Genomic DNA, 23,937 nt, shown 5'->3' with positions numbered 1-23,937 from the left:
GCGCATGTCCAAGCTCAAGCACCTGCCGGCCAGCCCGTTCGCGCCGGCGATGCCCCAGTGACGGTGTTGCTTTCCACACGAAACGACATGGAGCCCTGATGCGCAGGCCGCCGAATGAGCCCGCCAGGCATTGAAACTTCCAAGGAGGACCGCATGAATCCATCCCCCCGCTCCCGACGCCCCGCAGCCACCACCGGCCCGCAACTGCTGGACCTGGCGCTGCAAGGCGGAGGCTCGCACGGCGCTTACACCTGGGGCGTGCTCGATCGCCTGCTCGAAGACGACAGCCTGGAGTTCGCCGGCATCAGCGGCACCAGCGCCGGCGCCATGAATGCCGTGGCCCTGGCCGCCGGCCTCATGGAAGGGGGGCGCGAAGGCGCTCGGCGCACCTTGCGCCATTTCTGGACCCAAGTGGGCGCCCACTCCCCCTTTGCCGCCTTTCAGCCCTGGTGGGGTGGTCTGGCCATGCCTGGGCTGCAGAGCTGGCAACGCTGGATGCGTGAATCCGCCGCCTGGTGGGCGCGCAGCTTGGCCCAGAGCCTGTCGCCCTATGGCTTCAATCCGCTCAACCTCAACCCGCTGCGCCGCATTCTGGAAGACACGGTGGACTTCGAGCGGGTTCGGCGCTGCCACAAGACGCGGCTGTTCATCGCCGCCACGCGCGTGAGCACCGGCGAGCTGCGCGTCTTCCGCCAGAGCGAGCTCAGCGCCGACGTCGTGCTCGCCTCGGCCTGCTTGCCCATGCTGTTTCAGGCCGTGGACATCGACGGCGAGCCTTATTGGGACGGCGGCTATGCCGGCAACCCCTCCCTCATGCCGCTGATCCAGGAAAGCCCGGCCGATGATTTGCTGCTGGTGCAGATCAATCCCCGCCAGCGCCCCGAGCGTCCGACCCAGGCGGCGGAGATTTTGGACCGCATCAACGAAATCACTTTCAACGCCAGCCTGCTCAAGGAGTTGCGTGCCGTGCAGATGCTCAAAAACCTGATCGCGGAGGAAGGCCGCCCCGGCCACCATTACCGCAACCCCTTGTTTGCCCGGGTGGAGGCGTTGCGCGTGCACCGCATCGACGGTGACGAGGGGCTGCGTGACCTGGGCGCGGGCACCAAGCTGCGCACCGATCCGGTGTTTCTGTGGCAACTGTTCGACAAAGGCCGCGCAGCCGCCGATGCCTGGTTGCGTCAGCACCGCGCCGCCCTGGGGCGGCACGCCACCTTGGATTTGCAGCGGGAGTGCCTGTCATGATCGGCATCATCGGCATCGTGCTGGCGCTGGCCCTGCTCATGGCGCTGGCTTACCGCGGGGTGAGCGTGCTCATCCTGGCGCCGCTGATGGCCTTGCTGGCGGTGCTGTTCAGCCCAGGCACGCCGCTGCTGGCCAGCTACACCCAGGTGTTCATGCCGGCCCTGGGGGGCTTCGTGATCGCGTTTTTCCCGCTGTTTCTGCTCGGGGCGGTGTTTGGCAAGCTGATGGAAGCCTCGGGCGCGGCGCTGGTGATCGCGCGCGGCATCGTGCAGCGCCTGGGAGAGCAGCGCGCCATTTTGGCGATCGTGCTGGCTTGCGCCGTGCTCACCTACGGCGGGGTGTCGCTGTTCGTGGTCGCGTTTGCGGTCTATCCGATCGCCGCGGCCTTGTTCCGGCAGGCGCAGGTGCCCAAGCGCCTCATCCCCGGGGCCATCGCGCTCGGGGCTTTCACCTTCACCATGACGGCCCTGCCCGGCACGCCGGCCATCCAGAACGCCATTCCCATGCCGTACTTCGGCACCACGCCGTTCGCGGCGCCCGGGTTGGGGGTGATCGGCGGCGCCATCATGCTGGGGCTGGGGATGTGGTGGTTGTCGCGCCGGGCGGCGGCTGCGGCCCGGGCGGGCGAAGGCTATGGGGCGCATGACGAGGACTTGCCCGCGCCGGCCCCCGATGCCCCGGCGGCCGATCGCGCGGCGTTCTGGCGCGCCCTGGCGCCGGTGGGGCTGGTGATCGCGCTCAACTACGTGCTGGCCACCTGGCTGTTGCCCGCGCTGGACACGGGCTATCTGGCCGAGCCGCGCTATGGCAACACGAGCATCACCGCGGTGCGCGGCATCTGGGCGGTGATCGTGGCCCTGGCGGCGGCCATCGTGCTGTTGATCGCGCTGCAGCGCCAGCGCCTGACCCAGCTGACTCGCACGCTGGAGCAGGGCGCGGCCGGCTCGGTGCTGCCCTTGATGAACACGGCCTCTCAAGTGGGGTTTGGCGCGGTCATTGCCTCGCTGGCAGGTTTTGCCTTGCTGCGCGACGCCGTGCTCGGCATCGCCCCGGGCAATCCGCTGGTGTCGATGTCGATCGCGGTCAACATCCTGGCGGGGATCACCGGCTCGGCGTCCGGGGGGATGAGCATTGCCCTGCAAACCCTGGGCGAGACTTGGCTGGCCATGGGACAGGCCGCCGGCATCGCGCCCGATCTGCTGCACCGCGTCACGGCCATCGCCACGGGCGGGCTCGATGCCCTGCCGCACAATGGGGCGGTCATCACGCTGCTGTCCATCTGTGGGCTGACGCACCGCCAGTCCTATCTGGACATTTTCGTGGTGGCGGTGGCCATCCCGTTGCTGGCCCTGGTGGCGGTGGTGGTGCTGGGCACGGCGCTGGGGTCGTTTTGACGCCGTTCTGAGACGGCGCCCGCCCAGGCCACGGGTGCGCTCGCTTCAGCCCTGCACCAGCTTGAACACCGCCGTGCTGGCCAGCAGGTTGGGCAGGAAGCGCACCTCGCGCCCCTGTTCGAGCCCGAAGCTGTCGGTGATCACCAGCCCCAGCCGCTGGGCCAGCACCTCGAAATCGGCGTAAGTGCCGACCCGGATGTTGGGCGTGTCGTACCACTGGTAGGGCAGCCGCTTGGTCACCGGCATGCGGCCTTGCAGCACGCTCAGGCGGTTGGGCCAGTGGGCGAAGTTGGGAAAGGCCACGATCGCCTGCCGGCCCACGCGGGCGGTCTCGCGCAGCATGGTCTCAGCGTTGCGCAGGTGTTGCAGCGTGTCGATCTGCAGCACCAGGTCGAAGCTATCGTCCTCGAACAGGGCCAGGCCTTCTTCGAGGTTGAGTTGCAGCACATCGATGCCGCGCTGCAGGCAGGCGTGCACCTTGGCATCGTCGATTTCGACTCCATAGCCGGTGCAGCCCAGGGTGTCGCGCAAATGGGCCAGCAAGGCGCCGTCGCCACAGCCCAGGTCCAGCACGCGGGCGCCGCGCGGCACCAGGCGGGCAATCGATTCGAGCATCAGTCGGTCGGTCATGCGCGGCCTCCGGCACTCAGGCTGTGCGCCACGCGGCGCTCGAAATAAGCACGCACGGCGGCGTGGTAGCGAGGGTCATCGAGCAAAAAGGCGTCGTGCCCATGGGGCGCGTCGATCTCGGCGTAGCTGACCTGGCGCCGGTTGTCCACCAAGGCTTTGACGATCTCGCGGCTGCGCGCGGGCGAAAAACGCCAGTCGGTGCTGAAGCTGATGAGCAGAAACTCGGCCTGGGCGGCGGCCAAAGCGGCGCTGAGGTGGCCGTCGTGCGCCCGCGCCGGGTCGAAATAGTCCAGCGCCCGGGTGATGAGCAAATAGGTGTTGGCGTCGAAATAGTCGCTGAACTTGTCGCCCTGGTGGCGCAGATAGCTCTCGATCTGGAATTCCACGTCCTGCGTGGTGTAGCGATAGGCCAGGCGCACGGCCTCGTCCACCGCGCCAGCTTGCACGGCATCGGTCAGGGGTTTGAGCTGGCGCCCAAACTTCTCGTTCATGACGTCATCGCTCAAGTACGTGATGTGGCCGATCATGCGGGCAATGCGCAAGCCGCGGCGCGGCTTGGTGCCGTGGCGCAGATAGTGGCCGCCGTGGAAGTCGGGGTCGGTCACGATGGCGCGGCGGGCCACCTCGTTGAAAGCGATGTTTTCCGCCGTCAGGTTGGGGGCGCTGGCCACCACCACGGCGTGGCGTACCCGTTCGGGGTATTGCAGGGTCCAGCCCAGGGTTTGCATGCCGCCCAGGCTGCCGCCCATGACGGCCGCCAGACGCTCGATGCCCAAGGCATCGAGCAGCCGCGCCTGGGTATGCACCCAGTCTTCCACCGTCACCACGGGAAAGTCGGCGCCCCACGGCTCGCCGGTGGCGGGGTTGACGTGGGTCGGCCCGGTGGAGCCGAAGCAGGAGCCGATGTTGTTGACCCCGATGACGAAAAACCGGTTCGTGTCCACCGGCTTGCCTGGGCCGACCATGTTGTGCCACCAGCCCTCGCTTTTGGGGATGGGCTGGCCGCTGGCATCGGCATGGTGGCCGGCCACATGGTGGCTGGCGTTGAGGGCATGGCAGATCAGCACCGCGTTGGCGCGGTCGGCATCGAGGGTGCCGTAGGTCTCATAGACGAGTTCGTAGCTGGGCAGCACCGCGCCGCTTTGCAGCGGCAGCGGCTGGTCGAACCGCATGCGTTGTGGCGTGACGATCACGTGCAGCACTCCGGGGGTGGCTCGCACCCCGCAAACAAAAAACCCGGGATCGCTCTCGGCCGCTCATGCTGTGTCAGAGCAGAAACGGCGGTGCGTATCACCGGGTATCTCCTCTTTAGCGGCATTTCTAAAAGCGCCCGCAATTCCGGAACAAATCGGCGCATGCCAAGTATAGGGCATGAGGCGGGGGTGTTGTCACTTCGCAACGGTCATCGCCCTGTCAGCGTGCAAATCGAAAAAAGTCCCCACGGTTTCGGTCAGACGCGCATAATGGGGCGGCGTGTGCGTTTCGCGCGCACGTCAAACGGTGATTGGTCAGTTTCGCGTGCCACTGCAGCCAGGTAAGCGGTTTCGTCGTGCCAACGGGGCTCCATCGCTATTTCGTTTCCTTTTGTGTTTTCAGGAGTCCCGTCAATGGGCAACAAACTGTACGTCGGCAATCTTCCGTATTCCGTGCGCGACGACGATCTGCAACAGGCTTTCGGCGCTTTCGGCCGCGTGGCCAGCGCCAAGGTGATGATGGAGCGTGACACCGGCCGCTCCAAGGGTTTCGGCTTCGTCGAAATGGGCAGCGAATCGGAGGCGCAGTCGGCGATTCAGGGCATGAATGGCCAATCGCTGGGCGGCCGCAGCCTGGTGGTCAATGAGGCCCGTCCGATGGAGCCGCGTCCGCCGCGCAGCGGGGGCTTTGGCGGTGGCCGCCGCGAAGGCGGCTTCGGCGGGGGTGAAGGCCAATTCCGCAGCCCCTATGGCGGCGGTGGCCGCCGAGAAGGTGGCCGCGGCGGCTATTGATTGCGATGTGATCGGCGGTGGGCCGCTTCGCAGGCGCAGCCTGTGCGCGGCCTCCTGTGCAGCCCCGTGCGCATGGCGCCGGGGCTGTGTCGTTTTCAGGGGCGCGGATTCAGCGTGGCACGAACCCGCCCTTGCAGATCGGCTTGCCGCGTGTCCTCGGCATAGCGCAGCCGGTCGGCGCTGACGCGGTCGGTGCCGCGCAGCATGACCACGGGTTGATCGGACTCCAGGCGCTCCTCGGTCACGAAATAGGTCAGTGCTTGGCCGCGAAACTCCAGCCGGGGCAAGGTACGGCCGTCGGCCAGACGCTGGGCTTCGCGCACGATGACCACGTCCCCCGTGAGGGTGTAGAACGACTGTTCGTCGTTGGTCAGCAGCCGCTGGGCCCGCGCCGTGGTCAGGCGCCCTTCGGGGTTGACGCTGCGCAGTTCCACCTGATCGACCTCCAACCGATCCGTGCCGGGGTAGTGCCGCAACGCGGCGCCGCGCAATTCCGATTGCAGCGAGCCATCGGCCGCGAACGTGCGCACGGCGAAATCGTGCATGAAATAGTCCGGCTCGGTGGAAGCGGGCCGCGGCGGGCGCGGCGGCTCGGGCTTGGGGGCCTGGCTGACCACCCAGTAGCTGCCCAGCGCCAGCAGCCCCATCATCAGCACCGGCAGGTAGATGGAGAGCCGATCCCACCATCGCCCCAGGCGCGAGGCCTTGGGCGCACCGCCTGTGGCGATGGGTGGGGGCAGCGATGGAGCGGCGTTCAAGCGCCGGCCTCCTCAAGCAGCGCGGCGTAATGGCCGCTGGCCACGAGGAGCAGGTCGCACAGCTCTCGCACAGCGCCTTGGCCGCCAGCGGCCTGGGTGATGTGGTGGGCCACGCCGCGCACTTCGGCCTGCGCGCCCGGCGGGGCCACGGCCAGGGCGCAGCGGCGCAGCACCGGCAAGTCGGGCCAGTCATCGCCCATGGCGGCCGCCTGGGACCAGTCCAGTCCCAATTCGTCGAGCAGCGATTCGGCGGCCGGTCGTTTGTCTTCGGTGCCGAAGCGGGCATGCGTCACGCCCAGGGCCTGCAGCCGCAGGCGCAGGGCGGCCGAATCCCGGCCGGTGACCACGGCGGCCGTGATGCCGGTTCGGCGCAGCAGCTTGATGCCGTGGCCGTCCAGGGTGTGAAAGCGTTTGAGGGTTTCGCCGTGCTCGCTGTAGTACAGCCCGCCGTCGGTGAGCACGCCATCGACATCGAAGAACACGACCCGCACCGGCTGCGCGCGCAGCAGCAGTTCGGGGTCGAATTGTAGGCAGGGAGGCAGCGGGGGCAGGGCGGCGGCAGGCTGTCGCATGGCTCAGATCACCTTGGCGCGCATGAGGTCGTGATTGTTCAGGGCACCGCAGAGGCGGCCGTCGGCATCGACCACCAGCACGCTGTTGATGCGGTGTGTTTCCATGAGCTCGGCCGCCTCGACGGCCAGCGCTTCGGGCCGGATGGTGCGTGGCCGCGGGTGCATGACCTGGGCGGCGGTGACCGATTGCAGATCGGCGCCGTGTTCGATGAGGCGGCGCAGGTCGCCGTCGGTGAAGATGCCCACCGGCACGCCCGAGGCATCGACGACGGCCGTCGCCCCCAGGCCCTTGGCGCTGATTTCGCGCATCATTTGCGGCAGCGTGGCGTCCAGCCCCACTTGCGGCGCCTGGTCGGCCGGGCGCATCACGTCGCTGACCAGGGTCAGCAGCTTGCGGCCCAGGGCGCCGCCCGGGTGGGAGCGGGCGAAATCGTCGGCCTTGAAGCCGCGCGCATCGAGCAGGGCCACGGCCAGGGCATCGCCCATGGCCATTTGCGCGGTGGTGCTGGCGGTGGGGGCCAGGTTGTGGGGGCAGGCTTCCTTGTCCACCCGGGTGTCGAGCACCACGTCGGCATGGCGACCCAGGGTGGACTGGGGGCGGCCGGTCATGGCCAGCAGGGGCACGCCCATGCGCTTGATGAGCGGCACGATGGCCGTGAGTTCGTCGCTCTCGCCGCTGTTGCTGATGGCCAGCACCACGTCGCTGGCGGTGATCATGCCCAGGTCGCCATGGCTGGCTTCGGCCGGGTGCACGAACATGGCCGGCGTGCCGGTGGATGCCAGGGTGGCGGCGATTTTGCGGCCGACGTGCCCGCTTTTGCCCATGCCGGTGACGACCACCCGGCCCGGGCAAGCCAAGATGCGCCGCACCGCGTCGGCGAATCGGGCATCCAGCCGCTCACTCATCGCCAGCACGGCCTGCGCTTCGATGGACAGGGCGTCTCGGGCCAGCGCCAGCAGGCGGTCGGCGGCGGGTTCAGAAGCGTTCGGAGGCATGGGCGGAATTATCCGCTACCGGCCATGCGCCTGGCGCAGTCCGTGGGGATGGCGGGTCGCGATGAGGGCGCGAGCAGGGGAATGATGCGTGTGGGGGCATGGGCAGGGGTTGTGGGCGCGTGAGGGTTATAGGCGCGTGATAATGGCGCCATGGACACTTCTGCCTATCTCAAGTCCCACATCCGCACCGTGCCGGACTGGCCGGCCCCTGGCGTGCAGTTTCGCGACATCACGCCGCTGTTGCAGGACCCGAAAGTGTTCCGGGTGCTGATCGACACCTTCGTGCACCGCTACATGGACCGAGACCTGCGCCCCGACGTGGTGGCCGGCCTGGATGCGCGGGGCTTCATCATCGGCTCGGTGCTGGCTTACGAGCTGGGCGTCGGGTTCGTGCCCATCCGCAAGAAAGGCAAGCTGCCGTTTACCACGGTGGAGGAAACCTACGAGCTGGAATACGGCAGCGCCACCGTGGAGCTGCACACCGATGCGGTGCGGCCGGGCGACCGGGTGCTGCTGATCGACGACCTGATTGCCACCGGTGGCACCATGATGGCAGGCAAGAAGCTGCTGGAGAAGCTGGGGGCGGTCGTGACGGAAGGCGCGGCCATCGTGGCCCTGCCCGAATTGGGCGGACTCGACCGGCTGCGCGCCTCCGGCTTGGCGCTCAACACGCTGGTAACGTTCGAAGGGCACTGAATCGTATTCAGATAAGCCTGTGTGCTACCCATCGAAAACCCGCCTGTGCCTTTCAAATCCGGCATTCAGCCGTCACAATGGACCTCATTGTGCCTCCAGATGGCCGTTTTTGTCCGATACTTGAACCCCATTCCTTCCACATGACCCAAGGAGATCGCATGACGATGACCGCGCAACAGCAGTCCGCCAAGGCGGGGGCGGGCGCCGCCAGGGCCGCCCAGGGCAGTTCCGAATTCCTGACCTTCCGCCTGGGGGCCGAGGAGTACGGCATCGACATCCTGCGCGTGCAGGAGATCCGCTCCTTCGAGGAGCCGACGCGTATCGCCAATGCGCCGCCTTTCATCAAAGGCGTGGTCAACCTGCGCGGCGTCATCGTGCCGGTGGTCGATCTGCGCATCAAGCTGGGCTGCGAGAAGGTCGAGTACAACGACTTTACCGTCGTCATCGTGCTCAACGTCAAGGGCCGCGTGGTGGGCGCGGTGGTGGACTCGGTCTCCGATGTGCTGGAGTTGGCGCGCGACGCCATCCGCCCCGCTCCCGAGATGAGCAGCGCCTCGGTGGACACGGCCTTCATCACCGGCATCGCCAGCGTGGGCGAGCGCATGCTCATCCTGATGGACATCGAAGCCCTGATGTCCAGCCCCGACATGGGTCTGATCGACAGCGCCGCGGCATAAAGCCCCGCGCCTTTTTACCACGACACCAAGCTATGCCGATGCGGCCCGCAGGCCGCGCCGTTCTTTTGATGAGAGGGAGATGACTGGATGAGCTGGCTGTTGACCTTCATGCGGGCGTTCACCATACGTCTGCGCATGATCGGTGCCATTGCGGTGGTGCTGGTGCTGCTTTCCATCGTGGGTGGGGCGGGCCTGTGGGGGATGTTCCGCATGCAGGCCTTCAATCACGAATTCGTGCAGCATTCTTTTGCCGAATCGGTGGCAATGGGGCAGTTGCAGGTCCAGCTCGGCGAATTGCGGCGCTACGAGCGCGACATGATCATCAATTACGAGCGGCCCGAGGCCGTGCGTGCCGCCAAGGACCAGTGGGACGCCGCCTGGCGCCAGGTACAAGCCCGCCTGGACGAGATGCTGCGTGGCGAGCCCGACGACGATGACGCCTTGGTGCGTCAGATTCGCGAATTGCTCACCGTCTATGGGCAGGCCATGGAACCGGTGGCGCGGCAACTCGAAGCCAGCGCCTACGACTCGGCCACCACCGCCAACCGCCTGCTGCGCAATGCCCACGAGGCTTTCGACAAGGTCGATGCCCTGATGGCCGAGCTCGACCGTTTGCTGGCCGAGGAGGTGCGCGCGTCCTATGAGCAGGCCGAACGCACCTCGCGCATCATTCTCATGCTGTTCGGGGTCGCCGTGGGGCTGGCGGCATTCATCGTGGTGCCCACCACCCTGGCCAACATGCACAGCATCACCCGTCCGCTGGAGCAGGCCCAGGGGCTGGCGGTGTCGATCGCCCGTGGCGACCTGACCACCCAGCCCGATCTGCGTGGCGCCGACGAACTGACCGAACTCATGCGCTGCCTGGCGGACATGCAGTCCTCCCTGTCGCGCACGGTGGGCGAAGTGCGTGCCGCGGCCGACAACATCCGCGTGGCCAGCACCGAGATCGCCTCGGGCAATCAGGACTTGAGTGCCCGCACCGAGCAGGCGGCTTCCAATTTGCAGCAGGCCGCCTCCAGCATGGACCAGATCGCCGCCACGGCGCAGCAGTCGGCCGATGCCGCGCGCTCGGCCAGCAGCATGGCGCAGGAAAACGCCACCGTGGCCCAGCAAGGGGGTGAACTCGTGGGGCAGGTGGTCCGCACCATGGAAGACATCCACCAGAGCAGCCAGAAGATTCACGACATCATCTCGGTCATCGACGGCATTGCGTTCCAGACCAACATCCTGGCGCTCAACGCCGCGGTGGAGGCGGCCCGCGCGGGCGAAGCCGGCCGCGGCTTTGCGGTGGTGGCCGGTGAGGTGCGCAGCCTGGCCCAGCGCAGCGCCGAAGCCGCCCGCGAAATCAAGAGCCTCATCAGCGCCAGCGTGGAGAAGGTCAACGTCGGCACCCAGATCGTCAGCCAGGCGGGGCATACCATCCGCGACATCGTGGACAATGCCCAGAAGGTGTCGTCCTTCATCGGCGACATCACGGCCGCCTCAGCCGAGCAGTCGCAGGGCTTGGCCGAAATCAACGGCGCCGTGGCCCAGTTGGATCAGATGACGCAGCAAAACGCCGCCCTGGTCGAGCAAAGCGCCGCCGCGGCCGACAGCCTGCGTGACCAGGCCCAGCGCCTGGCCGAACTGGTGGCGGTCTTCAAACTCATGAACGGATCGGGAGGGCATCCCCCGCTGACCCCGGCGGCTACCCGGGGCCACGGCACAGCTGGGGTGTACAAAGGCCCTGAGCGGCGCCTGGGCGCGCGCTAAGCGCCCACACCGTCGCAGCTGCGCGCTGCCGGCGGACAACGACAGGAGGTCATATGGGTTTGGGAAATGTTCGTATTGGTTACCGGCTCGGACTGGGATTTGCTGGCGTGTTCGTGCTCATGGTGGCCCTGGTGGGGCTGGCCGTGTATGAGTTTCGGGTGTTGCTGAAGGACGTCTATGAGGTGCGGCAGCAGGAGCAGCGTGCCACCACCGCCCGCGAATGGACCGACGCCACGCGGCTCAACATCACCCGGGTCATGGCGATAGCCACCTCTGGCAATGACCCGGCCGTGGAGCGTTATTTCTCTCCACTGATCAGCCAGACGACCGAACGCATCAATGGCCTGCAGAAAACCCTGGAGGAGGGCGCCAGCCATCCCCAGGAGCGGGAGATGCTGGCACGCATCGCCCAGTTGCGCACCGAGTACATCAACACCCGGCGCGATTTCTTTGCCTTGCTCAGTGCCCGCCCGCAGGCCGCGGTACCTGCGCCGGTGGAGCCGACCGAAGGCGAGGATGCCGAAGCGGCGCAAGCCGCGGCGCAGGCCGCGGCGGCTCAGGCTGCCGCGGCGGCCTCGGCCGAAGCCGAGCGCTTTGCCCAGACCCGCCTTTTGCCCGCCGCCGAGGCCTACATGGCTGCACAGCGCCAGTTCGTCGAGTTCCAGGACAGTTTGTCGGCCCGGGTGGCTGAGGATGCCGAAAAAGAAGCGGCATTTGCCACCACGCTGGTGCTGGCGCTGGCGGCAGCGGCGCTGCTGGTGGGCATGGTCATGGCCACGGCGCTGACCCGTTCCATCACCCGGCCGCTGCGCGAGGCGGTGGACATGGCCAACCAGGTGGCGCAGGGCGATTTGACGCGATCCATCGCCGTGGGGCGGCGCGACGAGATCGGCGAACTGCTCAAGGCCCTCGATGAGATGCAGCGTTCGTTGCTGCGCGTCATCGGCCAGATCCGGCAGGCCAGCGACGGAATCGGACAGGCCGCCAGCGAAATCGCCATGGGCAATCAGGATTTGAGTGCTCGCACCGAACAGTCGGCCAGCAGCTTGGAGGAAACCGCCTCCAGCATGGAACAGCTCACCGCCACCGTGCGCCAGACCGCCGACGCGGCCCGGCAGGCCAATCAACTGGCCTCCAGCGCCGCCGAGGTGGCATCGCGCGGCGGCTCGGTGGTCGGCCAGGTGGTGCACACCATGAACGACATCAACCAGAGCAGCCAGCGCATCAGCGACATCATCTCGGTCATCGACGGCATTGCGTTCCAGACCAACATTCTGGCGCTCAATGCCGCGGTGGAGGCCGCCCGGGCGGGCGAGCAGGGGCGCGGCTTTGCCGTGGTGGCTGGCGAGGTGCGCACGCTGGCGCAGCGCAGTGCCCAGGCCGCCAAGGAGATCAAAGACCTCATCAGCGCCAGCGTGGAGAAGGTGCAGGACGGCAGCCGGCTGGTGCAGGATGCCGGCACCACCATGAACGAGATCGTCTCCAGCGTGCAGCGCGTCACGGACATCGTGGGGGAAATCTCCGCCGCTGCGGCCGAGCAAAGCGACGGCATTGCCCAGGTCAACGTCGCCGTGACCCAGTTGGACCAGATGACGCAGCAAAACGCCGCCCTGGTGGAAGAAAGTGCCGCCGCCGCCCAGAGCATGCGCGACCAGGCCGAGCGGCTGGCGCAGGCCATTGCCGCTTTCCGCACCGGCGATGGGCACAGCGTGCTGACCGCCACCCCGCGGCGCAGCCCGCCCCCCCGGCCAGTCGCCCCGAAGCCAGCGGGTGACAAGCTGCCAGCGCCCAAGCCCCACGCGGCCGCCCAGGCCCCCGCCATCGCTGCCCCCGCCCCTGCTGCTGCGGGCAAGCCGGCCGCGTCGGCCAAGCCCGTTGCCGCGCCTGCGGCCACGCCAGCCGCCCCTGCTGCGGCGAAGGCGCTGCCCAAAGCCGCTGCGCCGGCGCCTGCCGCCAAGCCGGGCGCCGCTGCCGAAGGCGAGTGGGAAAGCTTTTGACCGTTTCCGGAGAATGCCATGAACGCCCGCCTGCCCGATACCGTGCTCGACGCCCGCCGCACCGCCGCCCTGGTGACCCAGCGCTGGCAGGAGCGCATCCTGCCCGCGCTGCACCGCTATATCGAAGTGCCGGCCAAGTCCCCCGCTTTCGATGCCGACTGGGCCGCGCATGGCCATCTGGAGACGGTTTTGCGGCAGGCCGCCGATTGGGTCCAGGCGCAAAAGGTCGAGGGTTTGCGGCTGGAAGTGGTGCGCTTGAACACCCCTGACGGACAGCCGCGCACGCCGGTGCTCTTTTTCGAGCTGCCAGCCAGCGCGGGCCGCGATGGCACCCCCGCGCCGGCCTCGGGGCAGACCGTGCTGATGTACGGCCATCTGGACAAACAACCCGAATTCAACGGCTGGCGCAGCGACCTGGGCCCTTGGACGCCCAAGCTCATCGATGGCAAGCTTTACGGACGGGGGGGCGCCGACGACGGCTATGCCGTCTATGCCAGCATCGCCGCCATCGAGGCCCTCAAGGCGCAGGGCGTGGCCCATCCGCGCATCGTCGGGCTGATCGAAACCTGCGAAGAAAGCGGCTCCCACGATCTGCTGCCCTATGTCGATGCCTTGCGCCCACGCTTGGGTGACGTGGGGCTGGTGATTTGTCTGGACAGCGGGGCCGGCAACTACGATCAACTGTGGCTGACCACCAGCCTGCGCGGCATGGCCAGCGGCGTGCTGCGCGTCGAGGTGCTGACCGAAGGCGTGCATTCGGGCGATGCCTCGGGGCTGGTGCCGTCCAGCTTTCGCATCATGCGCCAGGTGCTGGACCGGCTGGAAGACAGCGCCACCGGGCGCTTGCTGCCGGCCAGTTTCCATTGTGAAGTGCCTGCCGAGCGTCTGGCCCAGGCGCAGGCCACCGCCGCCATTCTGGGTGAGGAGGTGTACAAGCGCTTTCCGTGGGCGCACCACGATTGCGGTGGCTCCACCGTGTTTGCATTGCCCACCACCACCGATCCGGTCGAGGCGCTGATCAATCGCACCTGGCGTCCCACCTTGAGCGTGACGGGCGCCGAAGGGTTCCCGTCGTTGCAAAACGCCGGCAACGTCCTGCGGCCCTATACCGCGTTCAAGCTCAGCTTGCGGCTGCCGCCGCTGGTGGACGCGGCCCAGGCGGTGCAAGACCTCAAAACCCTGCTGGAAGACAATGCCCCCTACCAGGCCAAGGTGACTTTTGAGCCCGAAGGCGCGGCCACCGGCTGGAACGCCCCGGCGACGGCGCCTTGGTTCGAGCAGGCACTGCATGCGGCCAGCCAGGCCCAGTTCGGCGCGCCTTGTGGTTTCATCGGGCAAGGCGGCACCATTCCCCTGATGAATCTGCTCAGCCAAGGCTTTCCCAAGGCGCAAATGATGGTCTGTGGCGTGCTGGGCCCCAAGAGCAACGCCCATGGCCCCAATGAGTTTTTGCACGTGCCGTTTGCCCAGCGGCTGACCGCCAGCGTGGCCGAGGTGATCGCCCGCATGCCGTGACGGGCAGGTCTTTCCGCGTGGGGCTTGCGGGTTAACCCCGGTACTCCAAGGGGGAGAGGTGAGCGAGTCCGTGTCAGAATCCACGGACTCGTGACCTGCCGCTGGCGGCGGCAGTTTCTTCCTTGGGGCCCCGCCGTGAGCGACTCACCGTTTTCTGCGACTTTGCCGGGATCATCGGCCGCCCTTGAAGCGGCCGATGAGGTGGCGCGCAGCGGCCGGCTGTCGGTCGCCGAATTGCTGGATCAGCTCCGGCATGGTTTCATCGTGCTCGATGCCGATGGCCATGTCATTGGTTACAACCTCACGGCCCTGGCTCTGCTGGAACTGCCGGAAGCCTTTTTGGCCGAGCGCCCGCGGATCGACGATGTGGTCCGCCACCAACACGCCTGCGGCGATTTGCGTGGCGATCTCGACCATCTGCTCGAACGGGTTTGGCACCACCTGCGCCGCGTACAGCAGACGGCCGAGCCCCACGTCTACTCTTACACGAGCGCCAGCGGGCGCACCTTGCAAGGCGCGACCATGGCCCTGCCGGGCGGTGGCTGGGTGCGCACCTACACCGACATCACCAAGCACGCCCAGGCGTTGGCGGCTTTGCGCGAGAGCGAGGAGCGTTTCCGCAGCCTGACCGAATTGTCGGCCGACTGGTACTGGGAGTGGGATGCCGAGTGCCGCTACACCCGGTTCGAGGGGCGGCAGGTGCGTGAAAACAACCTGTTGGCAGAGCAGTCTCTGGGGCATCGTCCTTGGGACTTGCCCAGTCTGAATCTGCCTCGTCTCGATGATTGGGCGCCGCTGCGGCAGGCCGTGGCGCAGCGCAAGGTGTTTCGGCGCTGGGAGGTGCAACGTGCCCTGCCCGATGGCCGTACGGCCTGGTTTTCGCTCAGCGGCATGCCCATGCTCGACGCGCAGGGCCGCCTGCTGGGCTACCGGGGCGTGGGGCGCGACATCACCCTGCGCAAGCAGGCCGAGGCCGAGGTGCACCGGCTCGCTTTCTACGACAGTCTGACCGGCCTGTACAACCGCAGCGCTTTCCAGGACCGGCTGCAGCAGGTGCAGTCGGCTGCCCGCCGCGCCGGGACCTGGGCCGCCTTGTGCTTCATCGACCTCGACAATTTCAAAGACATCAACGACGCCTACGGTCACTCTGCTGGAGACGCCGTGTTGCGCGCGACGGCGCGCCGCTTGCAAGTGGCGCTGCGCGCATCCGACATCATCGGCCGGCTCGGGGGCGACGAGTTCATCGTTCTTCTGCAAGATTTGGCGCACGAGCGCGAGCAGGCCGCAGCCGTGGCGCAGGACGTGGCCGAGAAAATCCGCGCGGCCCTGGAGCAGCCGCTGGTGGTGGAGAGCAACGAAGTGCAAGCCACCCCCAGCATCGGCATTGCGCTGTTTGACGGGGGCGAGGAGCGGATGGAGGACATCTTGCGGCGGGCCGATTTGGCGATGTACGAGTCCAAAGCCGCCGGGCGCAACGCCGTGCGCTTTTTCGATCCGGCCTTGCAGGAGCGGGCGCTGCAACGCGCGGCGCTGCAGCGCGAGATGCGGCAGAGCCTGCGCGACGGCGACTTCCTGCTGCATGGCCAGCCGATCGTCGATGCGCAAGGCCAGGTGCAGGGGATGGAGGCGCTGCTGCGCTGGCAGCACCCGACCCGCGGGCCCGTCTCGCCCGTGCAGTTCATTCCTTTGGCCGAGGAGTCTGGCCACATCCTGGCGCTGGGCCAGTGGGTGCTGGAGCAAGCTTGCGCCCGGCTCGTGGCCTGGCGCCAAGACCCGCAGCGCTGCCACTGGACCCTGTCGGTCAACCTCAGTGCCCGGCAACTGCGCCAGCCCGATTTCGTCGCTCAGGTGCGGGCCGTGCTCACGCACAGCGGTGCCGACCCCCGGCGCCTGAAGCTGGAACTCACCGAAAGCCAGTTGCTGCATGACGTGGAAGACACCATCGGCAAGATGGAGGCGCTCGCTGCCCTGGGCGTGCAGTTTGCGCTCGACGACTTCGGCACGGGCTATTCGTCACTGGCCTATCTCAAGCGCTTGCCACTGGCGCAGCTCAAGATCGACCGTTCATTCGTGCGCGACGTGCTGGACGACCCCAACGACGCGGCCATCGCCAGGACCATTCTGCAGCTTGCCCAAAGCCTGGATCTGGACGTGGTGGCCGAAGGGGTGGAGACGCCGCAGCAGTTCGAGGTATTGCGGGCGATGGGCTGCCGGCTGTTCCAGGGCTACCACTTCGGCCGGCCCCAGCCGCTGTAGCCCAGTGGCGGGCGGATGGCCGCCCTCATGCCGCTGCCCCGGCTTGCGCCCGCCGCTTGGCCGCCAGCCACAGCAGCGACACCCCCAGCAGGCCCACCGGCACCAGAGAACCCATGTTCAGCCAGGCCCAGCCCTGGGTGGTGACCAAGGCGCCCGAGGCAAAGGAGGTCAGGGCCATGGTGGCGAACACCCAGAAATTGATGGCGGCCTGGGCCTTGTCCTTTTCCTCGGGGCGATAGGCTTCCATCGCCAGCGTCGTGCTGCCGGTGAACAGAAAATTCCACCCCACCCCCAGCAGAAACAGGGCGATCAGGAACTGGTGCAGGTCCTGCCCCGACAGGGCGATGCCGATGCAGGCGGCGTTGAGCAGCACACCCACGCCCATGATGGGCAGCACCCCGAAGCGCTTGATCAAGTGCCCGGTGAAAAACCCCGGCGCGAACATGCCGATGACGTGCCATTCCAGCACCAGGGCAGCGTCGGAAAAGGGCAGGCCACACACCTGCATCGCCAGCGGCGTGGCGGCCATCAGCAGGTTCATCACCCCGTAGCCCAGCGCCGCCCCCAGGGTGGCCACGATGAACACCGGCTGGCGCATGATCTCGGCCAGCGGGCGGCCACTGGCCGCGCCGGGTTTCTTGGGGGGCCTCCTGGGGGAAGCGGATGCCGGCCATCAGCACCATCGAGAGCACCGCCACCACGGCCAGCGCCAGGTAAGCGCCCAGGAAGGGCTTGCCCAGCCAGTCACGGGTGTGGTTGGCCAGATTCGGGCCGATGATGGCCCCGATCAGCCCGCCCGCCAGCACCAGAGAAACGGCCTTTTCCCGAAACGCCGGGGCCGCCAGTTCGCCTGCGGCGAAGCGGTAGATCTGCCCATTGGCGCTGTAGTAGCCCGCCACCACCGTGGCCAGCACCAGCAGCCAGAAGCTGCCCAGGTACAGCGCGGCCGCGCACAGCAAGGCCGACACGAAAGCCACCACCAGACCGATCTGGAACGCCACCTGCCGCCCCCAGCGCCGCTGGCTGCGGGCCACCAGCCCGGTGGACAGCGCCCCGCCCACCACATAGCCCATCACCGGTAGCGTGGCCATCCAGCCAAAAGGGGCCAGGCTCAGGCCCACCAGGCCATTGATGGCGATGAACACCACGTTGTTGGTGAGAAACAGGCCTTGCGCGCCAGCCAGCAGCCAGAGGTTTTTGTTCATAACGGCGTGTTTATATACGAATACGCCAAGCCTGTCTGTCGCCAGCCCATGCGCCCAGCCCTTGGAAACGCGGCCTTGATCCCCACTCTCTACAATCCGTCATCTGTCAACAGCCAATCCGCGGAGGGCCCTGCATGGTTCCCCATCTCGTCACGGCCCTCACCGGCCCGATCAACGAACTCGAACAGCGCATCCTCGAATCCACGCCCGTCATCGAACGCTGGTTCCGGCTGGAGTGGATGGAGCACACCCCGCCGTTTTACAGCTCGGTGGACATCCGCAATGCCGGCTTCAAGCTCGCGCCGGTGGACACCAACCTCTACCCCGGCGGCTGGAACAACCTCACGCCCGAGATGCTGCCGCTGGCGGTGCAGGCGGCCATGGCCGCGATCGAGAAAATCTGCCCCGAGGCCAAGAACCTGCTGCTGGTGCCCGAGAACCACACGCGCAACATGTTCTACCTGATGAACGTGGCGCAATTGCAGAAGATCTTCTACCAGGCCGGGCTCAACGTGCGCCTGGGCTCGCTCAACCCCGAGATCAAGGCACCCACCACCTTCGACCTGCCCAACGGCGAGCAGGTGACGCTGGAGCCGCTGATTCGCGACAAGCGCCGTCTGGGCCTCAAGCACTTCGATCCCTGCACCATTTTGCTCAACAACGACCTCAGCGCCGGCGTGCCCGGCATTCTGGAGGACTTGCACGAGCAATACCTTTTGCCGCCGCTGCACGCCGGCTGGCACATGCGCAAGAAGAGCAACCACTTCAAGGCCTACGAAGAGGTGGCCAAGCGCTTTGGCAAGCTGCTGGGCATGGACCCGTGGCTGATCAACCCGATGTTCAACCACTGCGGGGAAGTGAACTTTGCCGAAGGCACCGGCATGGAGTGCCTGCAGACCAACGTCGATGCCTTGCTCGCCCGCATCAAGAAGAAGTACAAGGAGTACGGCATCAACGAAAAGCCGTTCGTGGTGGTCAAGGCCGACAACGGCACCTACGGCATGGGCATCATGACGGTGCGCGATGCCAAGGAGCTTGAGGCGCTCAACCGCAAGACCAAGAACAAGATGAACGTCATCAAGGACGGCCAGCAGGTCTCCGACGTCATCATCCAGGAAGGCGTGCTGACCCACGAGCGCATCAACGACGCCGTGGCCGAGCCGGTCGTCTACATGATGGACCGCTACGTGGTGGGCGGTTTCTACCGCGTGCATGCAGACCGCGGCGTGGACGAAAACCTCAACGCCCCTGGAGCGAGCTTCGTGCCGCTGGCGTTCGAGAAGAGTGCCCAGCAGCCCCAGCCCGGGCAGAAACCCGGCGCCAGCGTGCCCAATCGCTTCTACATGTATGGGGTGATCGGCCGGCTGGCGATGCTGGCGGCCAGCTACGAGCTGGAAGCCACCGATCCGAACGCCGAGGAGTACGAATGACGGCGAGGCGCATCCTGTTCGTGGCCGATCCGTTGGCCACCTTCAAGACTCATAAAGACAGCACCTATGCCATGATGCGCGAACTGCAGCGCCGCGGGCACGCCGTGGCCGCCTGCGAGCCCTCGCATTTGCAGTGGCAAAGCGGGGAGCCCGTCACGGCGCTGGTGCGGCATCTGGCGCTCACGGGCGACGCCGCCGACTGGTTCCGCGTGACCCGACAGGGCCGCGAGGCGCTGAAGGACTTCGACGCGGTGCTCATGCGCAAAGACCCGCCGTTCGACAGCGAGTACTTCTACGCCACCCACCTGCTGGAACAGGCCGAGCGCGAGGGCGCCCGCGTGTTCAACCGCCCACGCGCCCTGCGCGACCACCCGGAAAAACTGGCCCTGATGGAGTTTGGCGCATTCGCACCGCCCACGCTGGTGACGCGCTCGCCCGAGGCCATCCGCCAGTTCCACGCCGAGCACCGCGACATCATCCTCAAGCCGCTCGATGGCATGGGCGGGATGGGCATTTTCCGCGTCGGGCCCGACGGCATGAACCTGGGCGCGATCGTCGAGACGTTGAACCACGGTGGGCGCACCAGCGTGATGGTGCAGCGCTTCCTGCCCGCCATTGCCGCTGGCGACAAACGCCTGCTGCTGATCGGTGGCCAAGCCGCCCCCTTCTGCCTGGCCCGCATTCCCCAGGGGTCGGAGGTGCGGGGCAACCTGGCCGCTGGCGGCAAAGGGGTGGCCCAGCCCCTGAGCGACAGCGATTGGGCCATTGCCCGGGCGCTGGCGCCCCAGTTGGCCGCGCGCGGGCTGCTGCTGGTGGGCCTCGACGTGATCGGCGACAAGGTCACCGAGATCAACGTCACCAGCCCCACCTGCTTTCAGGAGATCCAGCAGCAGACGGGCTTTGACGTGGCCGCCATGTTCGTGGATGCGCTGGAGCGCGCCCTGTTGGCGGGCTGACCTCCCATGGGCGCAGCAATCCGAGGTTGGGCGGCCGCAGTGCCGCGCTGGATGCGCGGGCTGGTGTTCTGGGCTGCGCTGACGGCGGTGGTGGTGCTGTCGCTGCTGCCGCCCCAGCACCTGCCCGAAGCGGCCTTTCGCCTGTGGGACAAGGCGCAACACGCCGTGGGCTTTGCCCTGCTCACGGTGCTGGGGCTGTGGGCCCATCCGCGCCGCGTGCGCACCGTGCTGGCGGGTCTGTTGCTTTTGGGCGCAGGGATCGAAATCGCCCAGGGCGCGACCGGCTGGCGCCATGCCGACGCCTGGGACCTGCTGGCCAATGCGGTGGGTGTCTGGGCCGGCGCCTGGCTGGTCTTCAGTGTCCGGCGCTCTTGGAAAACAGGTTGATCACCACCACGCCCGCCACGATCAGCCCCATGCCAATGAGCCCTGGCAGGTCGATCGTCTGGCGATAGACCACGAAGGCCACCAGTGTGATGAGCACGATGCCCAAGCCCGACCAGATCGCGTAGGCAATGCCCACGGGAATGGTGCGCAGCACCAGCGACAGGAAATAAAAGGCCGTCGCGTAACCCAGCGCCACGATCACGCTGGGCCACAGGCGTGTGAATCCCTCGCTGGCCTTCAGGGCCGAGGTGCCGATCACTTCGGCCACGATGGCCAGACCCAAGGCAAGATAAGCGTTCATCGTTGTATTCCCTGGTTCAGCCCAGCCATGCCACCCACAGGGTGATGAGCGCGATGGCCAGGATGTTCAGCCCCATGCCCATGCGCATCATGGTCTGCTGCGTCACCCCGCCGGAGCCAAAGACGATGGCATTGGGCGGTGTGGCCACGGGCAGCATGAAGGCGCACGAGGCCGACAGGGCAACCGCCGCCGCCACGGTCACGGGGCTCAGCCCCCAGGCCGCCGCCATGCTCATGGCGATGGGGATGATGAGGGCGGCGCTGGCGGTGTTGCTCACCAGTTCGGTCAACAACACCACAAAGGCCACCAAGGCCAGCACCACCAGCAGCATGGGCGCATCGGCCACCCACTGGATGAGGGTTTGGGCCAGGTAGTCGCTGCCGCCCGTGGTGGACATGACTTGGCTGAGCGTGAGCCCGCCGCCAAACAGCAGCAACACGCCCCACTGTGTCTGGCGTTCGAGGTCGGGCCAGCGCAGCACGCCAGTGGCGCCCAGCAGGGCGATGGCCGCCAGCGCGACCAGCGTGTCCATGTCGGCCTGCACACCCAGTGCCCGCGCCAGCGGCGCGCCCAACACCCAGCCGGTCACGGTCAGGGCAAAGATGCCGAGCGTGAGCACGCGCTCCCGCGTCCAGCGCCAGGGCTCGGCCGGCGTGGGCTGGGGGCTCGGTGCCGAGACGGCGCGCCATTGCGGCCGCAGCCCGAGAAACAGCAGCGCGATCATCAGCGGCAGCAGCAGCGCCACCAGCGGCAGTCCGATGGTCAGCCACTGGGCAAAGCCGATGCCCGCCTGGGCGGCGGCGATGGCGTTGGGCGGGCTGCCCACCAGCGTTCCCATGCCGCCGATGCTGGCGCTGTAGGCCAGCCCCAGCAGCACGAAGGCGCGGGTGCGCTGGTCCACCGGCGGCTCGGCTTGTTCGGGCTGGCGGTGCGGCAGCAGGCCCAGGGCCAGCGGCAGCATCATGGCGGCGGTGGCGGTATTGCTCAGCCACATCGACAGCAGCGCCGTCAGGCCAAACAGCATCAGCACCGCCAGCACCGCCCGCCCGCGCGCCAGGCGCATCATGGCCAAGGCCAGGGCCTGATCCAGCCCGTGCCGCGAGAGGGCGGCCGCCAGCGCGAACCCGCCCAGAAACAGGAAGATGACGGGCTGGGCAAAGGCGGCCAAGGCGTCGCGTACCGTCAATACCCCGGCCAGCACGGCGAGCAAAGGCACCAGCAGGGCCGTGAAGCTCAGGTGCAGCGCCTGCGTCATCCACAGGCTGCCGATCAGGGCAAACAGACCCAGGCCGGCACGAAGCTGGCCCGTCTCCGGAGTCAGGGCCACCACGGCGGCGGCAAAGGCCACGCAGCCCAGCAGGGTCCATGCCGAACGGGGCGCGCTCATGAGGTCTCCCCGTTCAGCGGCAGGCCGTCCACGAACACCTTCAACTCGCCAGGGGCGAAGGCGGTCCAGGTCTCGTTGCGGGTCAAGGGCGTCGTCACGATCACGGCGGCGCGGTCGCCGGGCTGGTTGATGTCGGCAAAGTTCACGGTCCAGTCCTCGTCCATCAGGGTGGCGGCGGCAAAAGGGTGTTGGCGAATCAGGTAGTGCAGTTGGGTGCTGCAATGGGCCCACAGTGCCTCGCCGTTGGACAGGAGGAAGTTGAAGCTGCCGTGGGCGCGGATCTGGGGCAGGAGCTCCTGCAGGGTCAGGGTCAGCTCGCGCACATCGGGCAGACCCGCGTGGGACTTGGCCAGTTCCTGCATCAGCCAGCAAAAGGCGCGTTCGCTGTCGGTCTCACCCACCGGGCGGAAATGGCTGTGCAGATGGGGGCGGTAGTCCTTGAGGTCGCCATTGTGCGCGAACACCCAGTGCCGGCCCCACAGCTCTCGCGTGAAGGGATGGGTGTTTTCCAGCTTCACCGCCCCTACCGTGGCTTTGCGTACGTGGGCGATGATGTTGGTGCTCTTGAGCGGGTAACGGCGCAGGAAATCGGCCATTGGCGAGTGGGCCGCGCTGTCGTGGTCCACGAACAGGCGCAGGCCCTTGCCCTCGAAAAAGGCGATGCCCCAGCCGTCGGCATGGTGGTCGGTGGCACCGCCGCGGCGGCGAAAGCCCGTGAAACTGAAGTTCGCGTCGGTGGGGGTGGCGCAATTGAGTCCGAGCAGCTGGCACATGGCCTGTAGGGTATCACTGCCCTGGGGCCATTGGCGGGGCCGTGTGGCCAGCCGCGCTGTGCCCACGCTGTACCCTGAAAGACAATCGCATCTTCAGCGGGATGTCGGGGACGAGGGCGTGTTCGCGGCGGGCCAAAGCACCGAGGCGATGGAGACCACCATCAGGGCCACGGCCACCCAGTCCTGCCAGAACAGGCGTTCGCCCAACCACACGGCGCCGCTGAACACGCCCAGCACCGGGATCATCATCACGCTCAGCGTGGAGGCCACCGGAGGCAGGCTGCGGGCGAGGAAGAACCATGTGGCGTGCGCAAAGCCGAAAATGAGCACGCCGTTGTACACGATGGCCCACAGCGTGGTGGCGGGCATGGGCGGCCACGCGCCGTTGCTGGGCCGCTCGAATGCCCAGGCCAGCGCCGACATCACCACCGCCGTCAGTGCCGTCATCCAGAACGAGAGGGTGAGGGTAGCCGCCGGCAGGGTGGTGCGGCGCAGCAGTTGCGTGCCCAGCGCCCAGACGGCGGCCGCCACCAGCGCCAGCCCCACCGCCTGGGGCTGACCGCTCAGGGCGGTGAACTCGTGCCAGAGCAGCAACAGTACGCCCAGGGCGGCTGCACCCACGCCTACCCAGCCGCGCCGGTTCAGCGCGGTGGCAAACAGCACCGCGCCGATCAGCGCGGAAAAAATGGGCATGGTGTAACCCAGGATGGCCGCTCGCCCGCTCGACAGCGCGCTGATGGCCAGGATGATGCACACATGCCACACGAACATGTTGGTGGCCGACAGCTTGAGCAGTTCGAGCCAGTGGCTGCCACCCGGGCCGGCCGGCAGGCGTAGCGGCACCTTCAACGTCCACATGGCTGCGGCCAGCACGGGCAGGCCCAACCACATCGACAGGGCGCGGAAGGTCAGTGGCGGATAGTCGGTCACCCCCAGTTTCATCACAGGCCAGTTCAGGCCCCAGGCCAGGGTGAGCAGCACCAGCAGGACGAGTTGGCGTCGATTGAAGGTCGGCATCAGGCAGG

The 23,937-nt window shown here is 67.3% G+C and carries 21 protein-coding genes and 1 pseudogene; 12 read left to right on the top strand and 10 right to left on the bottom strand.

The features are described 5' to 3' along the window. Window positions 1-153: 153 nt before the first annotated feature. Both DFR43_RS12735 and DFR43_RS12730 read left to right on the top strand, forming a co-directional pair. Window positions 154-1,245, top strand: coding sequence for a patatin-like phospholipase family protein (locus tag DFR43_RS12735; protein WP_133599276.1), 1,092 nt, complete (start codon window positions 154-156; stop codon window positions 1,243-1,245). Continuing rightward, window positions 1,242-2,639: a GntP family permease gene (locus DFR43_RS12730; protein WP_133599274.1), complete on the top strand. Its 1,398-nt coding sequence runs from the start codon at window positions 1,242-1,244 to the stop codon at window positions 2,637-2,639. The genes DFR43_RS12735 and DFR43_RS12730 overlap by 4 nt, the downstream gene beginning before the upstream one ends. A gap of 45 nt (window positions 2,640-2,684) precedes the next feature. On the opposite strand, the gene metW is transcribed toward DFR43_RS12730, so the two are convergent. Continuing rightward, window positions 2,685-3,269: a methionine biosynthesis protein MetW gene (gene metW, locus DFR43_RS12725; protein WP_133599272.1), complete on the bottom strand. Its 585-nt coding sequence runs from the start codon at window positions 3,267-3,269 to the stop codon at window positions 2,685-2,687. After that, window positions 3,266-4,441: a homoserine O-succinyltransferase MetX gene (metX, locus tag DFR43_RS12720; RefSeq protein ID WP_245988931.1), complete on the bottom strand. Its 1,176-nt coding sequence runs from the start codon at window positions 4,439-4,441 to the stop codon at window positions 3,266-3,268. Before metX ends, metW begins: the two co-directional genes overlap by 4 nt. 435 nt (window positions 4,442-4,876) lie before the next feature. On the opposite strand from metX, the gene DFR43_RS12715 reads away from it, so the two are divergent. Continuing rightward, window positions 4,877-5,254, top strand: coding sequence for an RNA recognition motif domain-containing protein (locus DFR43_RS12715; RefSeq protein ID WP_133599270.1), 378 nt, complete (start codon window positions 4,877-4,879; stop codon window positions 5,252-5,254). A 95-nt stretch (window positions 5,255-5,349) separates the two neighbouring features. Here the strand turns inward: DFR43_RS12715 and lptC are convergent, their stop codons facing one another. Genes lptC through DFR43_RS12700 form a run of 3 tightly spaced genes read right to left on the bottom strand, consistent with a single transcriptional unit; the run spans window position 5,350 to window position 7,580 of the window. Further along, a complete protein-coding gene (lptC, locus tag DFR43_RS12710) occupies window positions 5,350-6,012 on the bottom strand; it encodes an LPS export ABC transporter periplasmic protein LptC (RefSeq protein WP_245988928.1) in 663 nt (220 codons plus the stop codon). Further along, a complete protein-coding gene (locus DFR43_RS12705; RefSeq protein ID WP_133599268.1) occupies window positions 6,009-6,584 on the bottom strand; it encodes a KdsC family phosphatase in 576 nt (191 codons plus the stop codon). The genes lptC and DFR43_RS12705 overlap by 4 nt, the downstream gene beginning before the upstream one ends. A gap of 3 nt (window positions 6,585-6,587) precedes the next feature. Further along, window positions 6,588-7,580 (bottom strand): KpsF/GutQ family sugar-phosphate isomerase, encoded by a 993-nt coding sequence (locus DFR43_RS12700; RefSeq protein WP_133599266.1) that lies wholly within the window; start codon window positions 7,578-7,580, stop codon window positions 6,588-6,590. A gap of 150 nt (window positions 7,581-7,730) precedes the next feature. On the opposite strand from DFR43_RS12700, the gene DFR43_RS12695 reads away from it, so the two are divergent. From DFR43_RS12695 to DFR43_RS12670, 6 genes are all read left to right on the top strand, one after another. Continuing rightward, window positions 7,731-8,276, top strand: a complete 546-nt coding sequence (locus DFR43_RS12695) for an adenine phosphoribosyltransferase (RefSeq protein WP_133599264.1) — start codon at window positions 7,731-7,733, stop codon at window positions 8,274-8,276. Window positions 8,277-8,434: 158 nt separating this feature from the next. Next, a complete protein-coding gene (locus DFR43_RS12690) occupies window positions 8,435-8,953 on the top strand; it encodes a chemotaxis protein CheW (RefSeq protein ID WP_425471099.1) in 519 nt (172 codons plus the stop codon). Between the two features lie 87 nt (window positions 8,954-9,040). Beyond that, on the top strand, window positions 9,041-10,705 hold the full coding sequence (locus DFR43_RS13945; protein WP_211338663.1) for a methyl-accepting chemotaxis protein: 1,665 nt from the start codon (window positions 9,041-9,043) through the stop codon (window positions 10,703-10,705). A gap of 107 nt (window positions 10,706-10,812) precedes the next feature. Continuing rightward, the gene (locus DFR43_RS12680; RefSeq protein ID WP_281276465.1) at window positions 10,813-12,702 is read left to right on the top strand and encodes a methyl-accepting chemotaxis protein; all 1,890 of its coding nucleotides are present in this window, start codon (window positions 10,813-10,815) and stop codon (window positions 12,700-12,702) included. A gap of 18 nt (window positions 12,703-12,720) precedes the next feature. After that, window positions 12,721-14,217: a M20 family metallopeptidase gene (locus DFR43_RS12675; protein ID WP_133599262.1), complete on the top strand. Its 1,497-nt coding sequence runs from the start codon at window positions 12,721-12,723 to the stop codon at window positions 14,215-14,217. A gap of 135 nt (window positions 14,218-14,352) precedes the next feature. Continuing rightward, window positions 14,353-16,473 (top strand): putative bifunctional diguanylate cyclase/phosphodiesterase, encoded by a 2,121-nt coding sequence (locus DFR43_RS12670; RefSeq protein ID WP_164499753.1) that lies wholly within the window; start codon window positions 14,353-14,355, stop codon window positions 16,471-16,473. Window positions 16,474-16,498: 25 nt separating this feature from the next. Here the strand turns inward: DFR43_RS12670 and DFR43_RS12665 are convergent. Next, a pseudogene (locus DFR43_RS12665) lies at window positions 16,499-17,678 on the bottom strand (MFS transporter). A gap of 134 nt (window positions 17,679-17,812) precedes the next feature. Here DFR43_RS12665 and gshA point away from each other — a divergent pair. Genes gshA through DFR43_RS12650 form a run of 3 tightly spaced genes read left to right on the top strand, consistent with a single transcriptional unit; the run spans window position 17,813 to window position 20,451 of the window. Beyond that, window positions 17,813-19,108: a glutamate--cysteine ligase gene (gshA, locus tag DFR43_RS12660; protein ID WP_133599257.1), complete on the top strand. Its 1,296-nt coding sequence runs from the start codon at window positions 17,813-17,815 to the stop codon at window positions 19,106-19,108. Next, a complete protein-coding gene (gshB, locus tag DFR43_RS12655; protein WP_133599255.1) occupies window positions 19,105-20,064 on the top strand; it encodes a glutathione synthase in 960 nt (319 codons plus the stop codon). Before gshA ends, gshB begins: the two co-directional genes overlap by 4 nt. A gap of 6 nt (window positions 20,065-20,070) precedes the next feature. Beyond that, entirely contained in the window at window positions 20,071-20,451 is a 381-nt protein-coding gene (locus tag DFR43_RS12650) for a VanZ family protein (protein WP_245988927.1), read from the top strand. Here DFR43_RS12650 and DFR43_RS12645 read toward each other — a convergent pair. The 4 genes from DFR43_RS12645 to DFR43_RS12630 all read right to left on the bottom strand — a co-directional run bounded on the left by DFR43_RS12645 (window position 20,420) and on the right by DFR43_RS12630 (window position 23,929). Then, the gene (locus DFR43_RS12645) at window positions 20,420-20,752 is read right to left on the bottom strand and encodes an SMR family transporter (protein ID WP_133599253.1); all 333 of its coding nucleotides are present in this window, start codon (window positions 20,750-20,752) and stop codon (window positions 20,420-20,422) included. The two genes, DFR43_RS12650 and DFR43_RS12645, sit on opposite strands and share 32 nt — an antisense overlap. 16 nt (window positions 20,753-20,768) lie before the next feature. Then, on the bottom strand, window positions 20,769-22,139 hold the full coding sequence (locus DFR43_RS12640) for an SLC13 family permease (protein ID WP_133599251.1): 1,371 nt from the start codon (window positions 22,137-22,139) through the stop codon (window positions 20,769-20,771). Beyond that, complete coding sequence (locus DFR43_RS12635; protein WP_133599249.1) at window positions 22,136-22,912, bottom strand: class II glutamine amidotransferase; 777 nt, start codon at window positions 22,910-22,912, stop codon at window positions 22,136-22,138. The genes DFR43_RS12640 and DFR43_RS12635 overlap by 4 nt, the downstream gene beginning before the upstream one ends. 93 nt (window positions 22,913-23,005) lie before the next feature. Beyond that, window positions 23,006-23,929: a DMT family transporter gene (locus tag DFR43_RS12630; protein WP_133599247.1), complete on the bottom strand. Its 924-nt coding sequence runs from the start codon at window positions 23,927-23,929 to the stop codon at window positions 23,006-23,008. Window positions 23,930-23,937 lie beyond the last annotated feature (8 nt).

The sequence above is a fragment of the Tepidicella xavieri genome, from assembly GCF_004363315.1.
GTDB lineage: Bacteria > Pseudomonadota > Gammaproteobacteria > Burkholderiales > Burkholderiaceae_C > Tepidicella > Tepidicella xavieri.
The sequence above is the reverse complement of the archived record's forward strand: the minus strand, read 5'-3'. Positions and strand labels throughout refer to the sequence as shown.

Excerpts from the sequence above, each read along its gene's own strand:
- DFR43_RS12735 (WP_133599276.1), top strand. The coding sequence starts at position 154 with ATGAATCCATCCCCCCGCTCCCGACGCCCCGCAGCCACCACCGGCCCG.
- DFR43_RS12730 (WP_133599274.1), top strand. The coding sequence starts at position 1,242 with ATGATCGGCATCATCGGCATCGTGCTGGCGCTGGCCCTGCTCATGGCG.
- metW (WP_133599272.1), bottom strand. The coding sequence starts at position 3,269 with ATGACCGACCGACTGATGCTCGAATCGATTGCCCGCCTGGTGCCGCGC.
- metX (WP_245988931.1), bottom strand. The coding sequence starts at position 4,441 with ATGCGGTTCGACCAGCCGCTGCCGCTGCAAAGCGGCGCGGTGCTGCCC.
- DFR43_RS12715 (WP_133599270.1), top strand. The coding sequence starts at position 4,877 with ATGGGCAACAAACTGTACGTCGGCAATCTTCCGTATTCCGTGCGCGAC.
- DFR43_RS12705 (WP_133599268.1), bottom strand. The coding sequence starts at position 6,584 with ATGCGACAGCCTGCCGCCGCCCTGCCCCCGCTGCCTCCCTGCCTACAA.
- DFR43_RS12700 (WP_133599266.1), bottom strand. The coding sequence starts at position 7,580 with ATGCCTCCGAACGCTTCTGAACCCGCCGCCGACCGCCTGCTGGCGCTG.
- DFR43_RS12695 (WP_133599264.1), top strand. The coding sequence starts at position 7,731 with ATGGACACTTCTGCCTATCTCAAGTCCCACATCCGCACCGTGCCGGAC.
- DFR43_RS12690 (WP_425471099.1), top strand. The coding sequence starts at position 8,435 with ATGACGATGACCGCGCAACAGCAGTCCGCCAAGGCGGGGGCGGGCGCC.
- DFR43_RS13945 (WP_211338663.1), top strand. The coding sequence starts at position 9,041 with ATGAGCTGGCTGTTGACCTTCATGCGGGCGTTCACCATACGTCTGCGC.
- DFR43_RS12675 (WP_133599262.1), top strand. The coding sequence starts at position 12,721 with ATGAACGCCCGCCTGCCCGATACCGTGCTCGACGCCCGCCGCACCGCC.
- gshA (WP_133599257.1), top strand. The coding sequence starts at position 17,813 with ATGGTTCCCCATCTCGTCACGGCCCTCACCGGCCCGATCAACGAACTC.
- gshB (WP_133599255.1), top strand. The coding sequence starts at position 19,105 with ATGACGGCGAGGCGCATCCTGTTCGTGGCCGATCCGTTGGCCACCTTC.
- DFR43_RS12650 (WP_245988927.1), top strand. The coding sequence starts at position 20,071 with ATGGGCGCAGCAATCCGAGGTTGGGCGGCCGCAGTGCCGCGCTGGATG.
- DFR43_RS12645 (WP_133599253.1), bottom strand. The coding sequence starts at position 20,752 with ATGAACGCTTATCTTGCCTTGGGTCTGGCCATCGTGGCCGAAGTGATC.
- DFR43_RS12640 (WP_133599251.1), bottom strand. The coding sequence starts at position 22,139 with ATGAGCGCGCCCCGTTCGGCATGGACCCTGCTGGGCTGCGTGGCCTTT.
- DFR43_RS12635 (WP_133599249.1), bottom strand. The coding sequence starts at position 22,912 with ATGTGCCAGCTGCTCGGACTCAATTGCGCCACCCCCACCGACGCGAAC.
- DFR43_RS12630 (WP_133599247.1), bottom strand. The coding sequence starts at position 23,929 with ATGCCGACCTTCAATCGACGCCAACTCGTCCTGCTGGTGCTGCTCACC.